Annotated in this window: 14 protein-coding genes and 1 pseudogene; 7 read left to right on the forward strand and 8 right to left on the reverse strand. The window is 53.0% G+C overall.

Going from position 1 to position 14,251, the window contains the following annotated elements:
* Positions 1–42: 42 nt before the first annotated feature.
* On the reverse strand, positions 43–1,533 hold the full coding sequence (locus OGV71_RS05430; RefSeq protein WP_204583221.1) for a nicotinate phosphoribosyltransferase: 1,491 nt from the start codon (positions 1,531–1,533) through the stop codon (positions 43–45).
* A gap of 14 nt (positions 1,534–1,547) precedes the next feature.
* On the reverse strand, positions 1,548–2,408 hold the full coding sequence (prs, locus tag OGV71_RS05435) for a ribose-phosphate diphosphokinase (RefSeq protein ID WP_204583220.1): 861 nt from the start codon (positions 2,406–2,408) through the stop codon (positions 1,548–1,550).
* A gap of 191 nt (positions 2,409–2,599) precedes the next feature.
* Here prs and OGV71_RS05440 point away from each other — a divergent pair, with 191 nt between their 5' ends.
* The 4 genes and pseudogenes from OGV71_RS05440 to OGV71_RS05455 all read left to right on the forward strand — a co-directional run bounded on the left by OGV71_RS05440 (position 2,600) and on the right by OGV71_RS05455 (position 5,561).
* The gene (locus tag OGV71_RS05440; RefSeq protein WP_003023620.1) at positions 2,600–3,319 is read left to right on the forward strand and encodes an NUDIX hydrolase; all 720 of its coding nucleotides are present in this window, start codon (positions 2,600–2,602) and stop codon (positions 3,317–3,319) included.
* Positions 3,320–3,354: 35 nt separating this feature from the next.
* Positions 3,355–4,423: pseudogene (locus tag OGV71_RS05445) on the forward strand (hydrolase).
* On the forward strand, positions 4,420–4,638 hold the full coding sequence (locus tag OGV71_RS05450) for a YheU family protein (RefSeq protein WP_003023615.1): 219 nt from the start codon (positions 4,420–4,422) through the stop codon (positions 4,636–4,638). Before OGV71_RS05445 ends, OGV71_RS05450 begins: the two are co-directional and overlap by 4 nt.
* A 53-nt stretch (positions 4,639–4,691) precedes the next feature.
* Complete coding sequence (locus OGV71_RS05455; protein ID WP_155574530.1) at positions 4,692–5,561, forward strand: phosphoribulokinase; 870 nt, start codon at positions 4,692–4,694, stop codon at positions 5,559–5,561.
* 98 nt (positions 5,562–5,659) lie between these two features.
* Here the strand turns inward: OGV71_RS05455 and OGV71_RS05460 are convergent, their stop codons facing one another.
* Complete coding sequence (locus tag OGV71_RS05460) at positions 5,660–6,064, reverse strand: OsmC family protein (protein ID WP_003023611.1); 405 nt, start codon at positions 6,062–6,064, stop codon at positions 5,660–5,662.
* A 306-nt stretch (positions 6,065–6,370) separates the two neighbouring features.
* On the opposite strand from OGV71_RS05460, the gene crp reads away from it, so the two are divergent.
* Positions 6,371–7,003 (forward strand): cAMP-activated global transcriptional regulator CRP, encoded by a 633-nt coding sequence (gene crp / locus OGV71_RS05465; protein WP_000242758.1) that lies wholly within the window; start codon positions 6,371–6,373, stop codon positions 7,001–7,003.
* A gap of 51 nt (positions 7,004–7,054) precedes the next feature.
* The gene (locus OGV71_RS05470; RefSeq protein WP_003023605.1) at positions 7,055–9,142 is read left to right on the forward strand and encodes a YccS/YhfK family putative transporter; all 2,088 of its coding nucleotides are present in this window, start codon (positions 7,055–7,057) and stop codon (positions 9,140–9,142) included.
* A 91-nt stretch (positions 9,143–9,233) separates the two neighbouring features.
* Here OGV71_RS05470 and argD read toward each other — a convergent pair whose 3' ends face one another.
* From argD to ppiA, 5 genes are all read right to left on the reverse strand, one after another.
* On the reverse strand, positions 9,234–10,451 hold the full coding sequence (gene argD / locus OGV71_RS05475; protein WP_003023603.1) for a bifunctional acetylornithine/succinyldiaminopimelate transaminase: 1,218 nt from the start codon (positions 10,449–10,451) through the stop codon (positions 9,234–9,236).
* Between the two features lie 85 nt (positions 10,452–10,536).
* A complete protein-coding gene (gene pabA, locus OGV71_RS05480) occupies positions 10,537–11,100 on the reverse strand; it encodes an aminodeoxychorismate synthase component 2 (RefSeq protein WP_071697077.1) in 564 nt (187 codons plus the stop codon).
* 31 nt (positions 11,101–11,131) lie between these two features.
* Positions 11,132–11,734, reverse strand: a complete 603-nt coding sequence (locus tag OGV71_RS05485; RefSeq protein WP_003023599.1) for a putative adenosine monophosphate-protein transferase Fic — start codon at positions 11,732–11,734, stop codon at positions 11,132–11,134.
* The gene (gene ficA, locus OGV71_RS05490; protein ID WP_003023597.1) at positions 11,724–11,891 is read right to left on the reverse strand and encodes a FicA/YhfG family antitoxin; all 168 of its coding nucleotides are present in this window, start codon (positions 11,889–11,891) and stop codon (positions 11,724–11,726) included. The genes OGV71_RS05485 and ficA overlap by 11 nt, the downstream gene beginning before the upstream one ends.
* 106 nt (positions 11,892–11,997) lie before the next feature.
* Positions 11,998–12,570 carry a peptidylprolyl isomerase A gene (gene ppiA / locus OGV71_RS05495; protein WP_003023595.1) on the reverse strand — a complete coding sequence of 191 codons (573 nt, stop codon included), beginning with the start codon at positions 12,568–12,570 and terminating at the stop codon, positions 11,998–12,000.
* A gap of 264 nt (positions 12,571–12,834) precedes the next feature.
* On the opposite strand from ppiA, the gene tsgA reads away from it, so the two are divergent.
* On the forward strand, positions 12,835–14,016 hold the full coding sequence (gene tsgA, locus OGV71_RS05500; RefSeq protein WP_003023593.1) for an MFS transporter TsgA: 1,182 nt from the start codon (positions 12,835–12,837) through the stop codon (positions 14,014–14,016).
* Positions 14,017–14,251: the final 235 nt, after the last annotated feature.

The raw sequence follows: 14,251 nt of genomic DNA on the forward strand, positions 1-14,251 counted from the left end.
CGGATCCGACGCCAATACGTCCTATCCGGCATTTTTGTTGAATTATCCCTGCATCGCCAGACGCTGGCGGATTTCTTCGAAATGCTCGTGGTTAAACAGCTTGCCGTTGAGAAAACGAGTTTTCAGCTCCCCTTCCTGCTCTTGCTCCCAAGTCTGTTCATCATGCAGACGCAGTTCCCCTTGCTCATCACGTGTGACGCGAAGCAGACCACGGGCTGAGCGCTTCAGGCCATTATCGGTTTTCGGCTCTTTGAAAATCGTCCGGCCTTTGCCGTCGACTTCTCCCCACGTCGCTTTCATCGCAAAACCGAAGGTGTCACGCGTGTTGTACTGATAGGTAAAGGAACCGACGCCAAACACGACGTTTGAACTGGCAAATCCTTTCGCTTCCAGACGACGCAGGATCTCATTCGCCCGCTCAAGGGTGATGGAGTCGCCATAAATCAGTCCAACATGCGGGTCGAGCACCTTGTAACCTTTGGCGTTAATCGTACCGCCAAAAATCTCCCACAGCACTTCCACGGACCCTTTCTCCTGAGCGGTACGATCGCTGCTTGTATCGTTATCTTCGCCAGTACCGCACAGAATCTCTACCGGGTTGCCGCTATCCGGACGGAATACCACACGACCTTCACGCGCCAGAATGATGCCCTTCAGTTCACGGGTATATTCCGTCAGTACCTGCCAGTAGTCCCAGGTATCAGATACTATCGATACAAATCCTTGCGGGTAGAGATCGGCAATCAGGCGGCGGAAGGTTTCAATCTCATGCTCGCGCTCGCCCATACACATCACGCTGTGTTCAGTAGCTGGAATGCTGGCGCCGATAAAATAGGGCTCGCCGTCGGTGTAGTAATCGCGGGCGTACAACAGAGATGGAATACTGTCGGTCCCTTTAAAGCTCAACAAATGCCCACTGCCCGCCTGCATGGTGTCCTGTAATCCGGACATACCGCGAAATGAAAAGTCATGGCACTGGAAGTCAAGATGCGTCTGGTCGCTACAGGTTTTCTGTGCCCAGCGTGCGCAGATTTTGCGGTAATGGTGAGCAATCGTGGCGTTTGTCGACGCTTTCCACAATTCCGCCGACAGGACGGTCTCCAGGTAATTCACCAGCCAGAAAAATTCGGGTTTGGTGTTGATAATGGTTAAAACCGGCACCGTCATTGGGACTTTGCTACCTTCATCCAGCGCCTTGATGTGCAGCGGCAGATAGCCCAACTGATGCAATGCACGAATATGGTCCACCGCCACTGCATCTTTGCCGAGATAGCTATCCATGACCTGTTTGTATTCACTCACAACCTCATCTTCCGGGCGGGCAAAGAACGCCTCATTAAACAGGTCGACTAAAAACCACTGCATAAACCCCTGCAGGCCGAAAAATACCAGTTTGCCATCCGCCAACGGCGAGGAGAAAAAGCGATCGCTGCGTGGGGTAAAGTTGGAATACACGCGACGGGTGCCCTGCGGATACTGCACGCGGTGAGACACTTTGTAGCCGTCGATAGCTAAAATTGGATTCATTTTCATAACAGGTGTCTCCCTCAGGCGCGGTAAATAGCGTCAATATCGATAAGTTCAAGCTGCGGATGTTCCAGCGTCGGGGCAGCTAAAGAAGTGGTGGTGTAGATGGCGTCAATACCGTTAGCAAACAGGTGTTCAACGCCCTTAGAAAAGATCCCGTGGGTGACGTACAGGCTAACGCTGCGGGCACCGGCATCACGTAGCACCTGCGCAGAACCTATGAAGGTGCCACCAGCATCACACAGGTCGTCGACAATCAGCAGATCCCTCCCCCTGACGTCTCCGGCCAATAACGCAAATCCCGTCAGGCTGCCGCTTGCCACATCACGTTTTTTGCTCAGGATGGCGTACTGCTCCACACCGGCCGCTCTGGCTACGGCATCAATCTTCTTCAGCGATCCTGCATCGGGAGCAACCAACATCAGCGCGTTTTGCTGAAACAGCCGCGATAATGACGCGCTTTGCATCAGGCAAACCTCCTGGGGGATCGCCACAAAGTTGTCGATTGCAGCCGCCGCCGCGTCACTGTGCGGGTCGAGCACGTTGACCTTGTCAAATTTCAACGTATTGAGCTGACTGGCGAAGACTTTCAGCGCAAAGCTGTCACCCGATACCATATGTCTGTCCTGACGCGCCCACGGCAGCCAGGGAAGGTCGAGATGGCTGACCAGTACATCGGTCTGATGACGGACCGCCTCAACCAGTTGCGCCAGCAGCATAAAATCGTTCATATCGCGCATAGCCGTGGCACGGATGCGCATCAGGCGAGCAAAGGTTGGCAACGCATCGGTGACTTTTAACCAGACAGCACCATCAGGAAAAACACCGCTGGCGACGACATAGACCTGGTCGTCCAAAGTTAGTGTCAATTTTATGTTCATCGCACTCACCCCTTAATTGTGTCCCTTCGACACAATTAATAATGTCCCTAAGACACATATTAAGCAAGCAGAAAATGAATTATTTTTAAGCTGTTAGTTAATCAACTGATAAGTAATGAGAAAAAACGAACCTTGCCCCCCGGTGCCGGGCTGGTACACTTATCAGCGTTACAAATCATCGTGAGTACCTTATGACCACCGAAGCCGACTACCTGAATCAGTACGACGCCAGCCGCTTCCCTTCACCTCTGGTGACGGTAGATAGTGTGTTATTTACCCTGCATCAGCAGGCGCTGTGCGTATTACTGGTCGAGCGGGCAAAGCAGCCGCAAAAAGGACGTTGGGGATTACCCGGCGGCTTTATTGATATCGAAAACGATGATTCAACCCGTACCACCGCGCTGCGCAAACTCACTGAAAAAACGGGTGTTTCGCCTTCGTGGCTGGAACAACTGGATACCTTTTCCGGGCCTGATCGTGACCCGCGCGGCTGGAGCCTGACGGTCACCTGGTTTGCACTAATCGCCTGGGTAGACTGCGCGCCCCATATCGCCAGCGTCAGCAATGCCCGTTGGGTGCCGGTTGATGAGCTGAAAAACTATTCACTCGCGTTTGATCACGAGAAAATCATTACAGCGGCGCTGCATCGCTTGCGGCAAAAAACGATGTACTCGCTCCTGCCAGTGTACTGCTTGCCAGAAACATTTACCCATGGGCAACTACTCGAAGCCACTGAGGTGATCCTCGGTCAGTCGATCCAGCGTAAAAGTCTGATTCGTCGCTTTGAAGCGTCAGGAATGTTTGAAGATACTGGAGAAAGCGTGGCGACAGGGACGCGTAAAGCCCGCCTGTGGCGACGTAAACCTAACGTCGATTTTCATTTTTTCTCGCGTAACCTGCTGACTGACTAGCGACAAAATCACATATTGGCTAACCCGCACGCGCTGTGCGCGGTATAGTTATTCTTTCCGATTATTAATTGCTCCGGTGTTATGGTTGAAATCACGTCCACAGAAATGACCCCACCTACCGACGATTCGCGAGAATTCCGCCCGATGCGCGGTATCAGTAACCGCCATCTGCAGACGATGCTGCCGCGATTAATTCGCCGTAAGGTGAAGTTCGACGCCCACTGGCAGCGTCTGGAATTGCCCGACGGCGATTTCGTCGATCTGGCGTGGAGTGAAGATCCGCAACAGGCGAGACACAAACCGCGCCTGGTGGTTTTTCACGGTCTGGAAGGTAGTCTGAACAGCCCCTACGCACATGGCCTGATTGAAGCAGCACAAAAGCGCGGCTGGCTGGGCGTGGTAATGCATTTTCGCGGTTGCAGTGGTGAGCCCAATCGTTTGAACCGTATTTATCACTCCGGTGAAACAGAAGATGGCACCTGGTTTTTACACTGGCTGGATCGTGAGTTCGGTCGCGCACCGACCGCCGCGGTAGGTTATTCACTCGGTGGAAACATGCTGGCTTGTCTGCTGGCAAAAGAAGGCAACGATATTCCGATAGATGCAGCGGTTATCGTTTCTGCGCCTTTCGTGCTCGAAGCCTGTAGCTACCATATGGACAAGGGCTTTTCCCGTGTCTATCAGCGCTACCTGCTCAATTTATTGAAAGCCAACGCCTCGCGTAAGCTTGAGGCATATCCAGGTTCGCTGCCGGTAAGCCTGGCCCAGTTGAAATCTTTGCGCCGCATTCGCGATTTTGACGATCTGATCACCGCCAAAATCCACGGTTTCGCCGATGCTATCGACTATTACCGCCAGTGCAGCGCCATGCCGTTGCTCAATCGGATCGCCAAACCAACACTGATTATCCATGCTAAAGACGATCCGTTTATGGATCATCACGTGATCCCGAAACCGGAAAATCTGCCTTCACAGGTGGAATATCAGCTGACTGAACATGGCGGCCACGTCGGATTTATTGGTGGCACAGTGCGCCGTCCTGAGATGTGGCTGGAATCAAGAATCCCGGACTGGCTGACAACGTATCTGGAGGCGTCATCATGATTATCCCATGGCAAGATATCTCTCCGGACGCGCTGGACAATCTGATTGAAAGCTTTGTCTTGCGTGAAGGCACCGATTACGGTGAACATGAACGCTCGCTCGAACAAAAAGTCGCCGACGTCAAACGCCAACTACAATCAGGTGAAGCCGTGCTGGTGTGGTCCGAACTGCATGAAACGGTCAACATTATGCCGAGGAAGCAGATTCACGAGTAATCCGTAGCCGCCGGCCGACTTTACTATAATTACAACCATTTCATGGAGTTGTTATGTCTGCCAAACATCCGGTGATTGCGGTAACAGGATCCAGCGGCGCGGGGACCACCACCACCAGCCTCGCGTTTCGTAAAATTTTCGCGCAGTTAAACCTGCACGCCGCCGAGGTGGAAGGTGACAGTTTTCACCGCTATACCCGTCCGGAAATGGACATGGCGATTCGCAAAGCACGCGATGCCGGGCGGCATATCAGCTATTTCGGCCCCGAAGCTAACGACTTCGGTCTGCTGGAGCAAACCTTCATTGAATACGGCCAGACGGGCAAAGGTCAGTCGCGTAAATACCTGCACACCTACGATGAAGCAGTACCGTGGAATCAGGTTCCGGGGACATTCACGCCCTGGCAGCCGCTGCCTGAACCGACGGATGTCCTGTTCTATGAGGGACTTCACGGCGGCGTTGTCACCCCTCAGCAAAATGTGGCCCGACATGTCGATCTGCTGGTTGGCGTGGTGCCAATCGTGAACCTGGAGTGGATCCAGAAGCTGACCCGCGATACCAGCGAGCGTGGACACTCGCGTGAAGCGGTGATGGACTCGGTGGTGCGCTCAATGGACGATTACATCAATTACATCACGCCACAGTTTTCCCGTACGCATATCAACTTCCAACGCGTACCAACCGTCGATACCTCTAATCCCTTTGCCGCCAAGAGCATTCCGTCACTCGATGAAAGCTTTGTCGTGATTCATTTTCGTAATCTGGAAGGGATCGACTTCCCGTGGCTGCTGGCCATGCTGCAGGGCTCATTCATTTCTCATATCAATACGTTGGTCGTACCGGGCGGAAAAATGGGTCTGGCGATGGAATTGATTATGCTGCCGCTGGTGCAGCGACTGATGGAAGGCAAAAAGATAGAGTGATATGTGGAAAGCGCCCGATGGCGCTTCGCTTATCGGGCCTACGACTCAACATCACCCTGTAGGCCGGATAAGGCAACGCCGCCATCCGGCATCAGCAATTACGCGGCAACCACTTCATAGGAGTGGGTAATGTTCACCGCCTTTTCCAGCATCAGCGCCACGGAGCAATATTTTTCCGCCGAAAGATCGACCGCACGTGCGACGGACGCATCTTTCAGATCGTTACCCGTTACGATGAAATGCAGGTTGATATGGGTAAACAGGCGCGGCGCTTCATCACGACGCTCGGAGGTCAGCTTCACTTCGCAGTTGGTCACATCCTGACGACCCTTTTGCAGGATCGACACCACATCAATTGCGCTGCAACCACCCGCAGCCATTAAGACCATTTCCATCGGGCTCGGCGCTTTATCACCGGAATTACCGTCCATCAAAATCTGGTGGCCAGAGGCGGACTCACCGAGGAAGGTCAGCCCTTCAACCCACTTAACACGTGCTTGCATATTTTATTACTCCGATGCATCAATTTTCCTGACAGATTACGCGCACACAACAAATCTCGCAACGGAAGGCGACCTGCGTCATGCTGAAGCGAGACACCAGGAGACACACGGCGAAAGCTATGCTAAAACAGTCGGGATGCTACAGTAATACATTGACGTACTGCATGTATGCAGAGGACATCACATTACAGGCCGTCGCACGTATTGACAGCCCCCTTCCCAGGTAGCGGGAAGCACATTTTTGCAAACCCAGAGACAGGATGTTTTTTGGCTCTGGAGACAGCTTATAACAGAGGATAACCGCGCATGGTGCTTGGCAAACCGCAAACAGACCCGACTCTCGAATGGTTCTTGTCTCATTGCCATATTCATAAGTACCCATCGAAGAGCACGCTGATTCACCAGGGTGAAAAAGCGGAAACGTTGTACTACATCGTTAAAGGCTCAGTGGCAGTGCTGATCAAAGATGAAGAAGGGAAAGAAATGATCCTTTCTTATCTGAATCAGGGCGATTTTATTGGTGAATTAGGCCTCTTCGAAGAAGGTCAGGAACGCAGCGCCTGGGTCCGTGCTAAAACTGCATGTGAAGTCGCTGAAATTTCCTACAAAAAATTTCGCCAATTAATCCAGGTCAATCCAGATATTCTGATGCGCCTGTCCTCTCAGATGGCTCGCCGTCTGCAGGTCACGTCTGAAAAAGTGGGCAACCTTGCCTTCCTCGACGTTACCGGTCGTATCGCGCAGACTCTGCTGAATCTGGCGAAACAGCCTGATGCGATGACCCACCCGGACGGCATGCAGATTAAAATCACCCGTCAGGAAATCGGCCAGATCGTTGGCTGCTCCCGTGAGACCGTCGGTCGTATTCTGAAGATGCTGGAAGATCAGAACCTGATCTCCGCACACGGTAAGACCATCGTCGTCTACGGCACACGTTAACCCCATCGAAGTGGCGCGTTACCCCGTAATGCGCCACTTTTGTTTGCTCCGATGTGGCGAAGACTGATATACCACCCAGAGATCAACTACGCACTACGACAAACGCTGGTGCTATGTTTACCTGTGGCCGTCGGCCTGATCATCGGTCAGCTTCATCTGGGACTCCTCTTTTCCCTCGTCCCTGCCTGCTGCAATATTGCCGGTCTTGATACCCCGCATAAGCGCTTTTTCAAACGCTTAGTGATTGGCGCGTCTTTGTTTGCCGGATGCAGTCTGATCATGCAATTACTGCTGGCACAGACTATACCGCTGCCGCTGATCCTCACCGGCCTGACGCTGATTCTTGGTGTAACCGCAGAATTAGGCCCTCTGCATGCGCGACTACTACCTGCCTCGCTTATCGCGGCAATTTTCACACTCAGTCTGGCAGGTAACATGCCCGTCTGGGAGCCGCTGCTAATCTACGCGCTGGGCACATTGTGGTATGGCCTGTTCAACTGGTTCTGGTTCTGGATGTGGCGCGAGCAGCCGCTGCGTGAGTCGCTCAGCTTGTTGTACCGCGAATTAGCCGATTACTGTGAGGCCAAGTACAGCATGCTGACCCAGCATGCCGACCCAGAAAAAGCGCTGCCTCCCCTGCTGGTGCGCCAGCAAAAAGCGGTGGATTTAATTACCCAGTGCTATCAGCAAATGCATATGCTGTCGGCGCATCGCAACAACGATTATAAGCGCCTGCTACGTGCCTTTCAGGAGGCGCTCGATTTACAGGAACATATTTCCGTTAGCCTCCACCAGCCGGAAGAGGTGCAAAAGCTGGTCGAACGTAGCCACGCCGAACAAGTGATTCGCTGGAATGCGCGCACCGTCGCCGAACGCCTTCGCGTACTGGCCGATGATATTTTGTATCACCGCTTACCGACCCGTTTCTCAATGGAAAAGCAGATTGGCACGCTGGAGAAAATCGCCAACCAGCATCCGGACAATCCGGTGGGTCAATTTTGCTACTGGCACTTCAGCCGTATTGCCCGTGTGCTACGCACCCAGCGGCCACTGTATGCCCGTGATTTAATGGCTGACAAGCAGCGTCGGCTGCCGCTGATCCCTGCCCTGAAAAGCTATCTGTCGTTGAAATCCCCGGCGCTGCGTAATGCCGGACGCATCAGCGTCATGTTGAGCATTGCCAGCCTGATGGGCAGCGCCTTACACCTGCCAAAACCCTACTGGATTTTGATGACAATCCTGTTTGTCACGCAAAATGGCTACGGGGCAACCCGGGTACGTATTTTACACCGTTCAGTAGGGACGCTCGTCGGTCTGGTGATCGCCGGCGTCACGCTGCACTTTCATATTCAGGAAGGTTACACGCTGGCAGGCATGCTACTGATAACCCTGGTGAGTTATCTGACCATCCGCAAAAACTACGGCTGGGCTACCGTCGGCTTTACCGTCACCGCGGTATATACCCTGCAACTGCTGACACTGAACGGGGAACAGTTTATCGTGCCGCGGTTTATCGATACGGTCACTGGCTGCCTGATCGCTTTTGGCGGGATGCTCTGGCTGTGGCCGCAGTGGCAGAGCGGTTTACTGCGTAAAAACGCCCACGATGCGTTAGAAGCCGATCAGGAGGCCATTCGCCTGATTCTTAGCAACGATCCCCAGGCCACACCGCTGGCGTATCAACGCATGCGGGTCAACCAGGCGCATAACACGCTGTTCAACTCACTTAACCAGGCGATGCAGGAGCCTGGGTTCAACTCGCACTATCTGGCGGACATGAAACTGTGGGTTACGCATAGTCAGTTCATCGTCGAACACATCAACGCAATGACTACGCTGGCAAGGGAACATACGATGCTGACGCCGGATTTGGCGCAGCGATATCTGGAGTCCTGTGAAATTGCGATCCAGCGCTGTCAGCAGCGGCTGGAATATGACGGACCCGGAAGCTCCGGCGATGTGAATATTCTTGAGGCGCCAGAGATGCTGTCCCATGGGCCTTTAAGCACCCTTGAGCAGCATCTGCAGCGGGTTTTGGGGCATCTGAACACCATGCATACCATTTCGTCGGTAGCATGGCGTCAGCGACCGCACCACGGGATCTGGCTGAGCCGCCGGTTGCGGGACATGAAAGGTTAAGATCGACTGCCGGATGCGCTACGCTTATCCGGCCTACGAATCACACCTTACCCTGTAGGCCGGATAAGGCGCTCGCGCCGCCATCCGGCAATCAACCCACCACTTTCGCCACGGCCTGCGCGAAGCGCTGCATCCCTTCATCGATATCGGTCTGCTCCACCACCAGCGACGGCGCGAAACGCATCACGTCCGGTCCGGCGTTCAGTACCATCACGCCTTCATTCGCCGCGGCGTACAAGAAATCACGCGCCCGGCCTTTAAACTGCGGCTTCAGTTCGGCGCCAATCAGCAGTCCCATACCGCGAATGTCGCTGAAAATGTCAAACTGCTGGTCAATTTTCTGCAAATGCTGAACAAACGCCTGGCGTTTGGCCTGAATACCTTCCAGCACTTCCGGCGTGTTGATGATATCAAACGCAGCTCCCGCAACCGCGCAGGCCAGCGGGTTACCGCCGTATGTGGAGCCGTGTGAACCCACGTGAAACGCGGAGGCAATCTCCTGGGTGGTCAGCACCGCGCTCACCGGGAAACCGCCACCGAGCGCCTTGGCGCTGGTGAGGATATCCGGCGTCACGCCGTAGTGCATATAGGCAAACAGTGAGCCAGTACGCCCCATCCCGCTCTGTACTTCATCAAATACCAACAGCGCCTGGTGCTGATCACAGAGCTCACGCAAGCCTTGCAGGAATGCCGGCGTTGCCGCAGTAACGCCACCCTCGCCCTGAATAGGCTCGATCACCACCGCGCAGGTGTGATCGTCCATCACCGCTTTGACCGCATGCAGATCGTTAAACGGGACATGGATGATATCTGCCGGCTTTGGTCCAAAGCCGTCGGAATATTTCGGCTGCCCGCCGACGGATACGGTAAACAGCGAGCGGCCGTGAAACGCGTTATGGAAGGCAATGATTTTGGTTTTGAACGGGCTATGACGCACGCAGGCATAGTGGCGCGCCAGCTTAAAGGCGGTTTCGTTAGCTTCGGTACCGGAGTTCATGAACAGTACGCGTTCGGCGAATGTTGCCTCAATGATTTTACGGCCTAAGCGCAACGCAGGTTCGTTGGTGAAAACGTTGCTGGTATGCCACAGGGTTTCACCCTGGGTTTTTAACGCCTCAACCAGCGCAGGATGGCAATGCCCTAACGCGGTAACTGCAATGCCGCCCGCGAAATCAACATACTCTTTACCCTGTTGATCCCATACTCGACTCCCTTTCCCTTTTACCGGGATAAACTCAGCCGGTGCATAAATCGGCAGAATCACTTCATCGAATGTCGCGCGTGTAATTGCAGTTTGTTCAGTTGCCATGTCATTACCACCCTGTTAAGCAGAAATGCTAGTGAAATTATAATCACAAAATATGAATAAAAAATCACTGAATAGCAACCACAAATCACCGGTTGAGGAAATTAGCCAGCAGCTGATGCCCCTGTTCGCTGAGAATGCTCTCCGGGTGAAACTGCACCCCTTCCATATCCCACTCCCGGTGGCGAATACCCATGATCTCCTGCGTTTCACTCCAGGCGGTCACCTCAAAGCAGTCAGGAAGGGTTTCGGGAGCAACCACCAGAGAATGGTAGCGCGTTACCGTTAATGGATTGGCGAGCCCCTGAAAAACGCCCTGCCCGTTATGCGTAATCGGCGACGTTTTACCATGCATCACTTTCGCCGCCCGAACCACGGTCGCGCCAAAGGCCTGCGCCATCGCCTGGTGCCCCAGACAAACGCCCAGCAGAGGGATCTTCCCTGCGAAATAGCGAATAACCTCCAGCGAAATACCGGCGTCATCCGGCGTACAGGGTCCCGGGGAAATGATGATTTTTTGCGGGCTCAGCGCGTCAATTTGCGCCAGCGTCAGATCGTCGTTGCGCCTGACAAGGACATCAGCCCCCAGTTCGCAGAAGTATTGGTACAGGTTCCAGGTAAAAGAATCATAGTTATCGATAAGCAGGATCATGGCGGCTCCGGTACATAAGAACCGCGCTATTCTACTCAGTTTCCGGTGCTTCGCTTACCACTTTACGAAATATCGCCCGCAGTGCAGACAGGTCACCCATCGCCCCGCTCTGATTAGCCTGATTCCACTCCTCAACCGGAATGCCATCCCAGCTCAGCACATACCCTGCATGAATCGCTAACTGTTCGAAGAAAATACGCTGCGCCAGACCGCTACCAATGCGAAACGGATGCAGCACATTGATTTCGCAATAATAGTGCGCAAGACGATCGACAAACTTGTCTTCCGGTAATCCCACCAGCCAGGACTCATCTTCCAGGTCCTGCATCAGTGCATTGCCCTCTTTCTCGATATAGGCGAAATGGCAAAAGCGAGTATCGCCCTGGTAAATATCGACTTCGCGCAGGTGTCCCGCCCAGTCAAAAATATCCCGATACAGCTGGCGATGAATGGCGCACAGGTGCGGTAAGCCCCGTTTAAGCGGCCCCAATTCGATAGTCGCCGCACGCAGCGCCGTCAGTTCATAAGCCGCCTGCGCCAAACGCTGCGCCTGATGAATCCCCAGACGGTTACGCATGACATTCAGGCCCGGATATAAATACGGGTCGCGACCATCACCGAATTTATCGCTCATAGTGCCTCCTCAGCTCTTCAAGACGCGCCAGAGCGTCTTCAGCACTCAGAGTAACCCGTAGAATATCTACGCCTTCCAGCCGTCGGCTGGCCTGGAAATTGGCGTTTCGCCGCTGTTCCCACAGCCTGGACTTTTGTTTATCGGTGAGTTTTTTCACGTGACCTCCCTGAATGAGCCGACACTTGCCACAAGTATAAGCAGCAATTTCGGGTTACGCAGAGAGAGGGGGGAACGCGGGCAAGAACTACCCGCGCGAGATACGATTACGGCAGAACTTTAGCAGAAAGGATAACAATCGGTTTTGACGGAACATTCTGGTATGGACCGACATCATGGGTCTGTACCTGAGAGATCTTATCCGCGACATCCATACCTTTCACAACTTTTCCGAAGACAGCATAGCCAAAGTCGCGCTGGCCGTGATCGAGGAAAGCGTTGTCTGCAATGTTGATAAAGAACTGGCTGGTCGCGCTGTCTTTATCCGCTGTACGCGCCATAGCAATCGTGCCGCGGGTGTTACGCAGTCCGTTATCGGCTTCATTCTTGATTGGCGGGTTAGGTTTCTTCTGCTGCATCTGCTCGGTAAAACCGCCACCCTGCACCATGAAGCCAGGGATAACACGGTGGAACGTAGTGTTGTTATAGAAACCGCTGTTGACATAATCGACAAAGTTTTGCACTGAAACCGGGGCTTTCTGACTGTTCAGCTCCAGCTCAATGTTACCAGCAGAGGTTGTCAGCAGAACATGAGGGTCACCTTTTGCTGCCAGTGCTGCGGGAGAGAGAGCAGAAAGAGCGAGAACAGCTGCAACAGCCGCCAGAGTCGATTTGAGCATGAGAATTCCTTAACAAGAGCAGAAATGAAGCAAGTGAATTGATTCTAAAGAGCCTTCAAGGACAAGGCCATCCCTTTACCTAATTTTACGTACTTGAAACAAATGTAACCTTACTGCCGCATGAATCAATGTGATTTAGATCACATACAAAAATGTAATAAACAAACTCATTACCAATAAATATTTAAATACATCACAAAAGCGCCTAAAATCTGCCCGCTCACGGCGCAGTCAATGCGCCTTACACTTCTATACAGGCCAGTCATGACTAACAGCAATCGCATCAAGCTCACATGGATTAGCTTTCTCTCCTACGCCCTGACAGGTGCGTTGGTAATTGTCACCGGGATGGTGATGGGAAACATCGCAGATTACTTCCATTTGCCCGTTTCCAGCATGAGTAACACCTTCACCTTCCTGAATGCCGGCATTCTGATCTCTATCTTTCTGAATGCATGGCTAATGGAAATCGTGCCCCTGAAAACCCAGTTGCGCTTCGGCTTTATCCTGATGGTACTGGCAGTCGCCGGACTGATGCTCAGCCATAGCCTGGCCTTGTTCTCTGCCGCCATGTTTGTATTGGGTCTTGTGAGCGGTATAACCATGTCGATTGGTACGTTCCTGGTAACTCAAATGTACGAAGGTCGCCAGCGCGGTTCCCGCTTACTGTTTACTGACTCCTTCTTCAGCATGGCCGGGATGATTTTCCCGATGGTTGCCGCGTTCCTGTTAGCGCGCAGCATCGAATGGTATTGGGTCTATGCTTGCATCGGCCTGGTATACGTCGCTATTTTCCTGCTGACCTTCGGTTGTGAATTTCCGGCACTGGGTAAACACGCTCAGCAGTCAGACGCGCCGGTAGTAAAAGAAAAATGGGGGATTGGCGTGCTGTTTCTGGCGATCGCCGCGCTGTGCTACATCCTCGGTCAGTTGGGCTTTATCTCCTGGGTTCCGGAATACGCCAAAAGCCTGGGTATGAGCCTGAACGACGCAGGTAAACTGGTCAGCGACTTCTGGATGTCTTACATGGTTGGCATGTGGGCGTTTAGCTTCATTCTGCGTTTCTTCGATTTGCAACGCATCCTGACCGTACTGGCGGGTCTGGCCACCGTACTGATGTATCTGTTTATCACGGGTACGCCGGAACATATGCCGTGGTTCATTCTAACGCTGGGCTTCTTCTCCAGCGCGATTTATACCACCATCATTACCCTTGGCTCCCAGCAGACGAAGGTCGCCTCACCCAAACTGGTTAACTTCGTTCTGACCTGCGGCACCATCGGTACTATGCTCACCTTCGTGGTAACCGGCCCTATTGTGGCACACAGCGGCCCACAGGCAGCATTGCAGACGGCTAACGGCTTGTATGCGGTTGTATTCGTAATGTGCTTTATTCTTGGGTTCGTCACGCGTCATCGCCAGCATAACGCGCCAGCAACGCATTAATCTCAGTGCCGGGGCGCTTAGCTAGCCCGGCCTACACACTGCCGGATGGTATCCACATCATCCGGCATATTTTCGCCTCCTCTCTTCTTTCTCTGGTCATGTAGGCCAATTCTTACAAAAACCCCTTAATTTGTACGCTATTTGTACAAACACGAAAACTCAAATAATTCCGTCACTTATAAAAATGCTGACAAATCAGTTATATACCTCTTAAGGAGTATATAAGGGCGAATTT

It is taken from the genome of Citrobacter sp. Cf088, assembly GCF_030334295.1.
Classification (GTDB): Bacteria; Pseudomonadota; Gammaproteobacteria; order Enterobacterales; family Enterobacteriaceae; genus Citrobacter; species Citrobacter freundii.

Coding starts and splice junctions, on each gene's coding strand:
- OGV71_RS05430 (WP_204583221.1), bottom strand. CDS start 1,533: ATGAAAATGAATCCAATTTTAGCTATCGACGGCTACAAAGTGTCTCAC.
- prs (WP_204583220.1), bottom strand. CDS start 2,408: ATGAACATAAAATTGACACTAACTTTGGACGACCAGGTCTATGTCGTC.
- OGV71_RS05440 (WP_003023620.1), top strand. CDS start 2,600: ATGACCACCGAAGCCGACTACCTGAATCAGTACGACGCCAGCCGCTTC.
- OGV71_RS05450 (WP_003023615.1), top strand. CDS start 4,420: ATGATTATCCCATGGCAAGATATCTCTCCGGACGCGCTGGACAATCTG.
- OGV71_RS05455 (WP_155574530.1), top strand. CDS start 4,692: ATGTCTGCCAAACATCCGGTGATTGCGGTAACAGGATCCAGCGGCGCG.
- OGV71_RS05460 (WP_003023611.1), bottom strand. CDS start 6,064: ATGCAAGCACGTGTTAAGTGGGTTGAAGGGCTGACCTTCCTCGGTGAG.
- crp (WP_000242758.1), top strand. CDS start 6,371: ATGGTGCTTGGCAAACCGCAAACAGACCCGACTCTCGAATGGTTCTTG.
- OGV71_RS05470 (WP_003023605.1), top strand. CDS start 7,055: ATGTGGCGAAGACTGATATACCACCCAGAGATCAACTACGCACTACGA.
- argD (WP_003023603.1), bottom strand. CDS start 10,451: ATGGCAACTGAACAAACTGCAATTACACGCGCGACATTCGATGAAGTG.
- pabA (WP_071697077.1), bottom strand. CDS start 11,100: ATGATCCTGCTTATCGATAACTATGATTCTTTTACCTGGAACCTGTAC.
- OGV71_RS05485 (WP_003023599.1), bottom strand. CDS start 11,734: ATGAGCGATAAATTCGGTGATGGTCGCGACCCGTATTTATATCCGGGC.
- ppiA (WP_003023595.1), bottom strand. CDS start 12,570: ATGCTCAAATCGACTCTGGCGGCTGTTGCAGCTGTTCTCGCTCTTTCT.
- tsgA (WP_003023593.1), top strand. CDS start 12,835: ATGACTAACAGCAATCGCATCAAGCTCACATGGATTAGCTTTCTCTCC.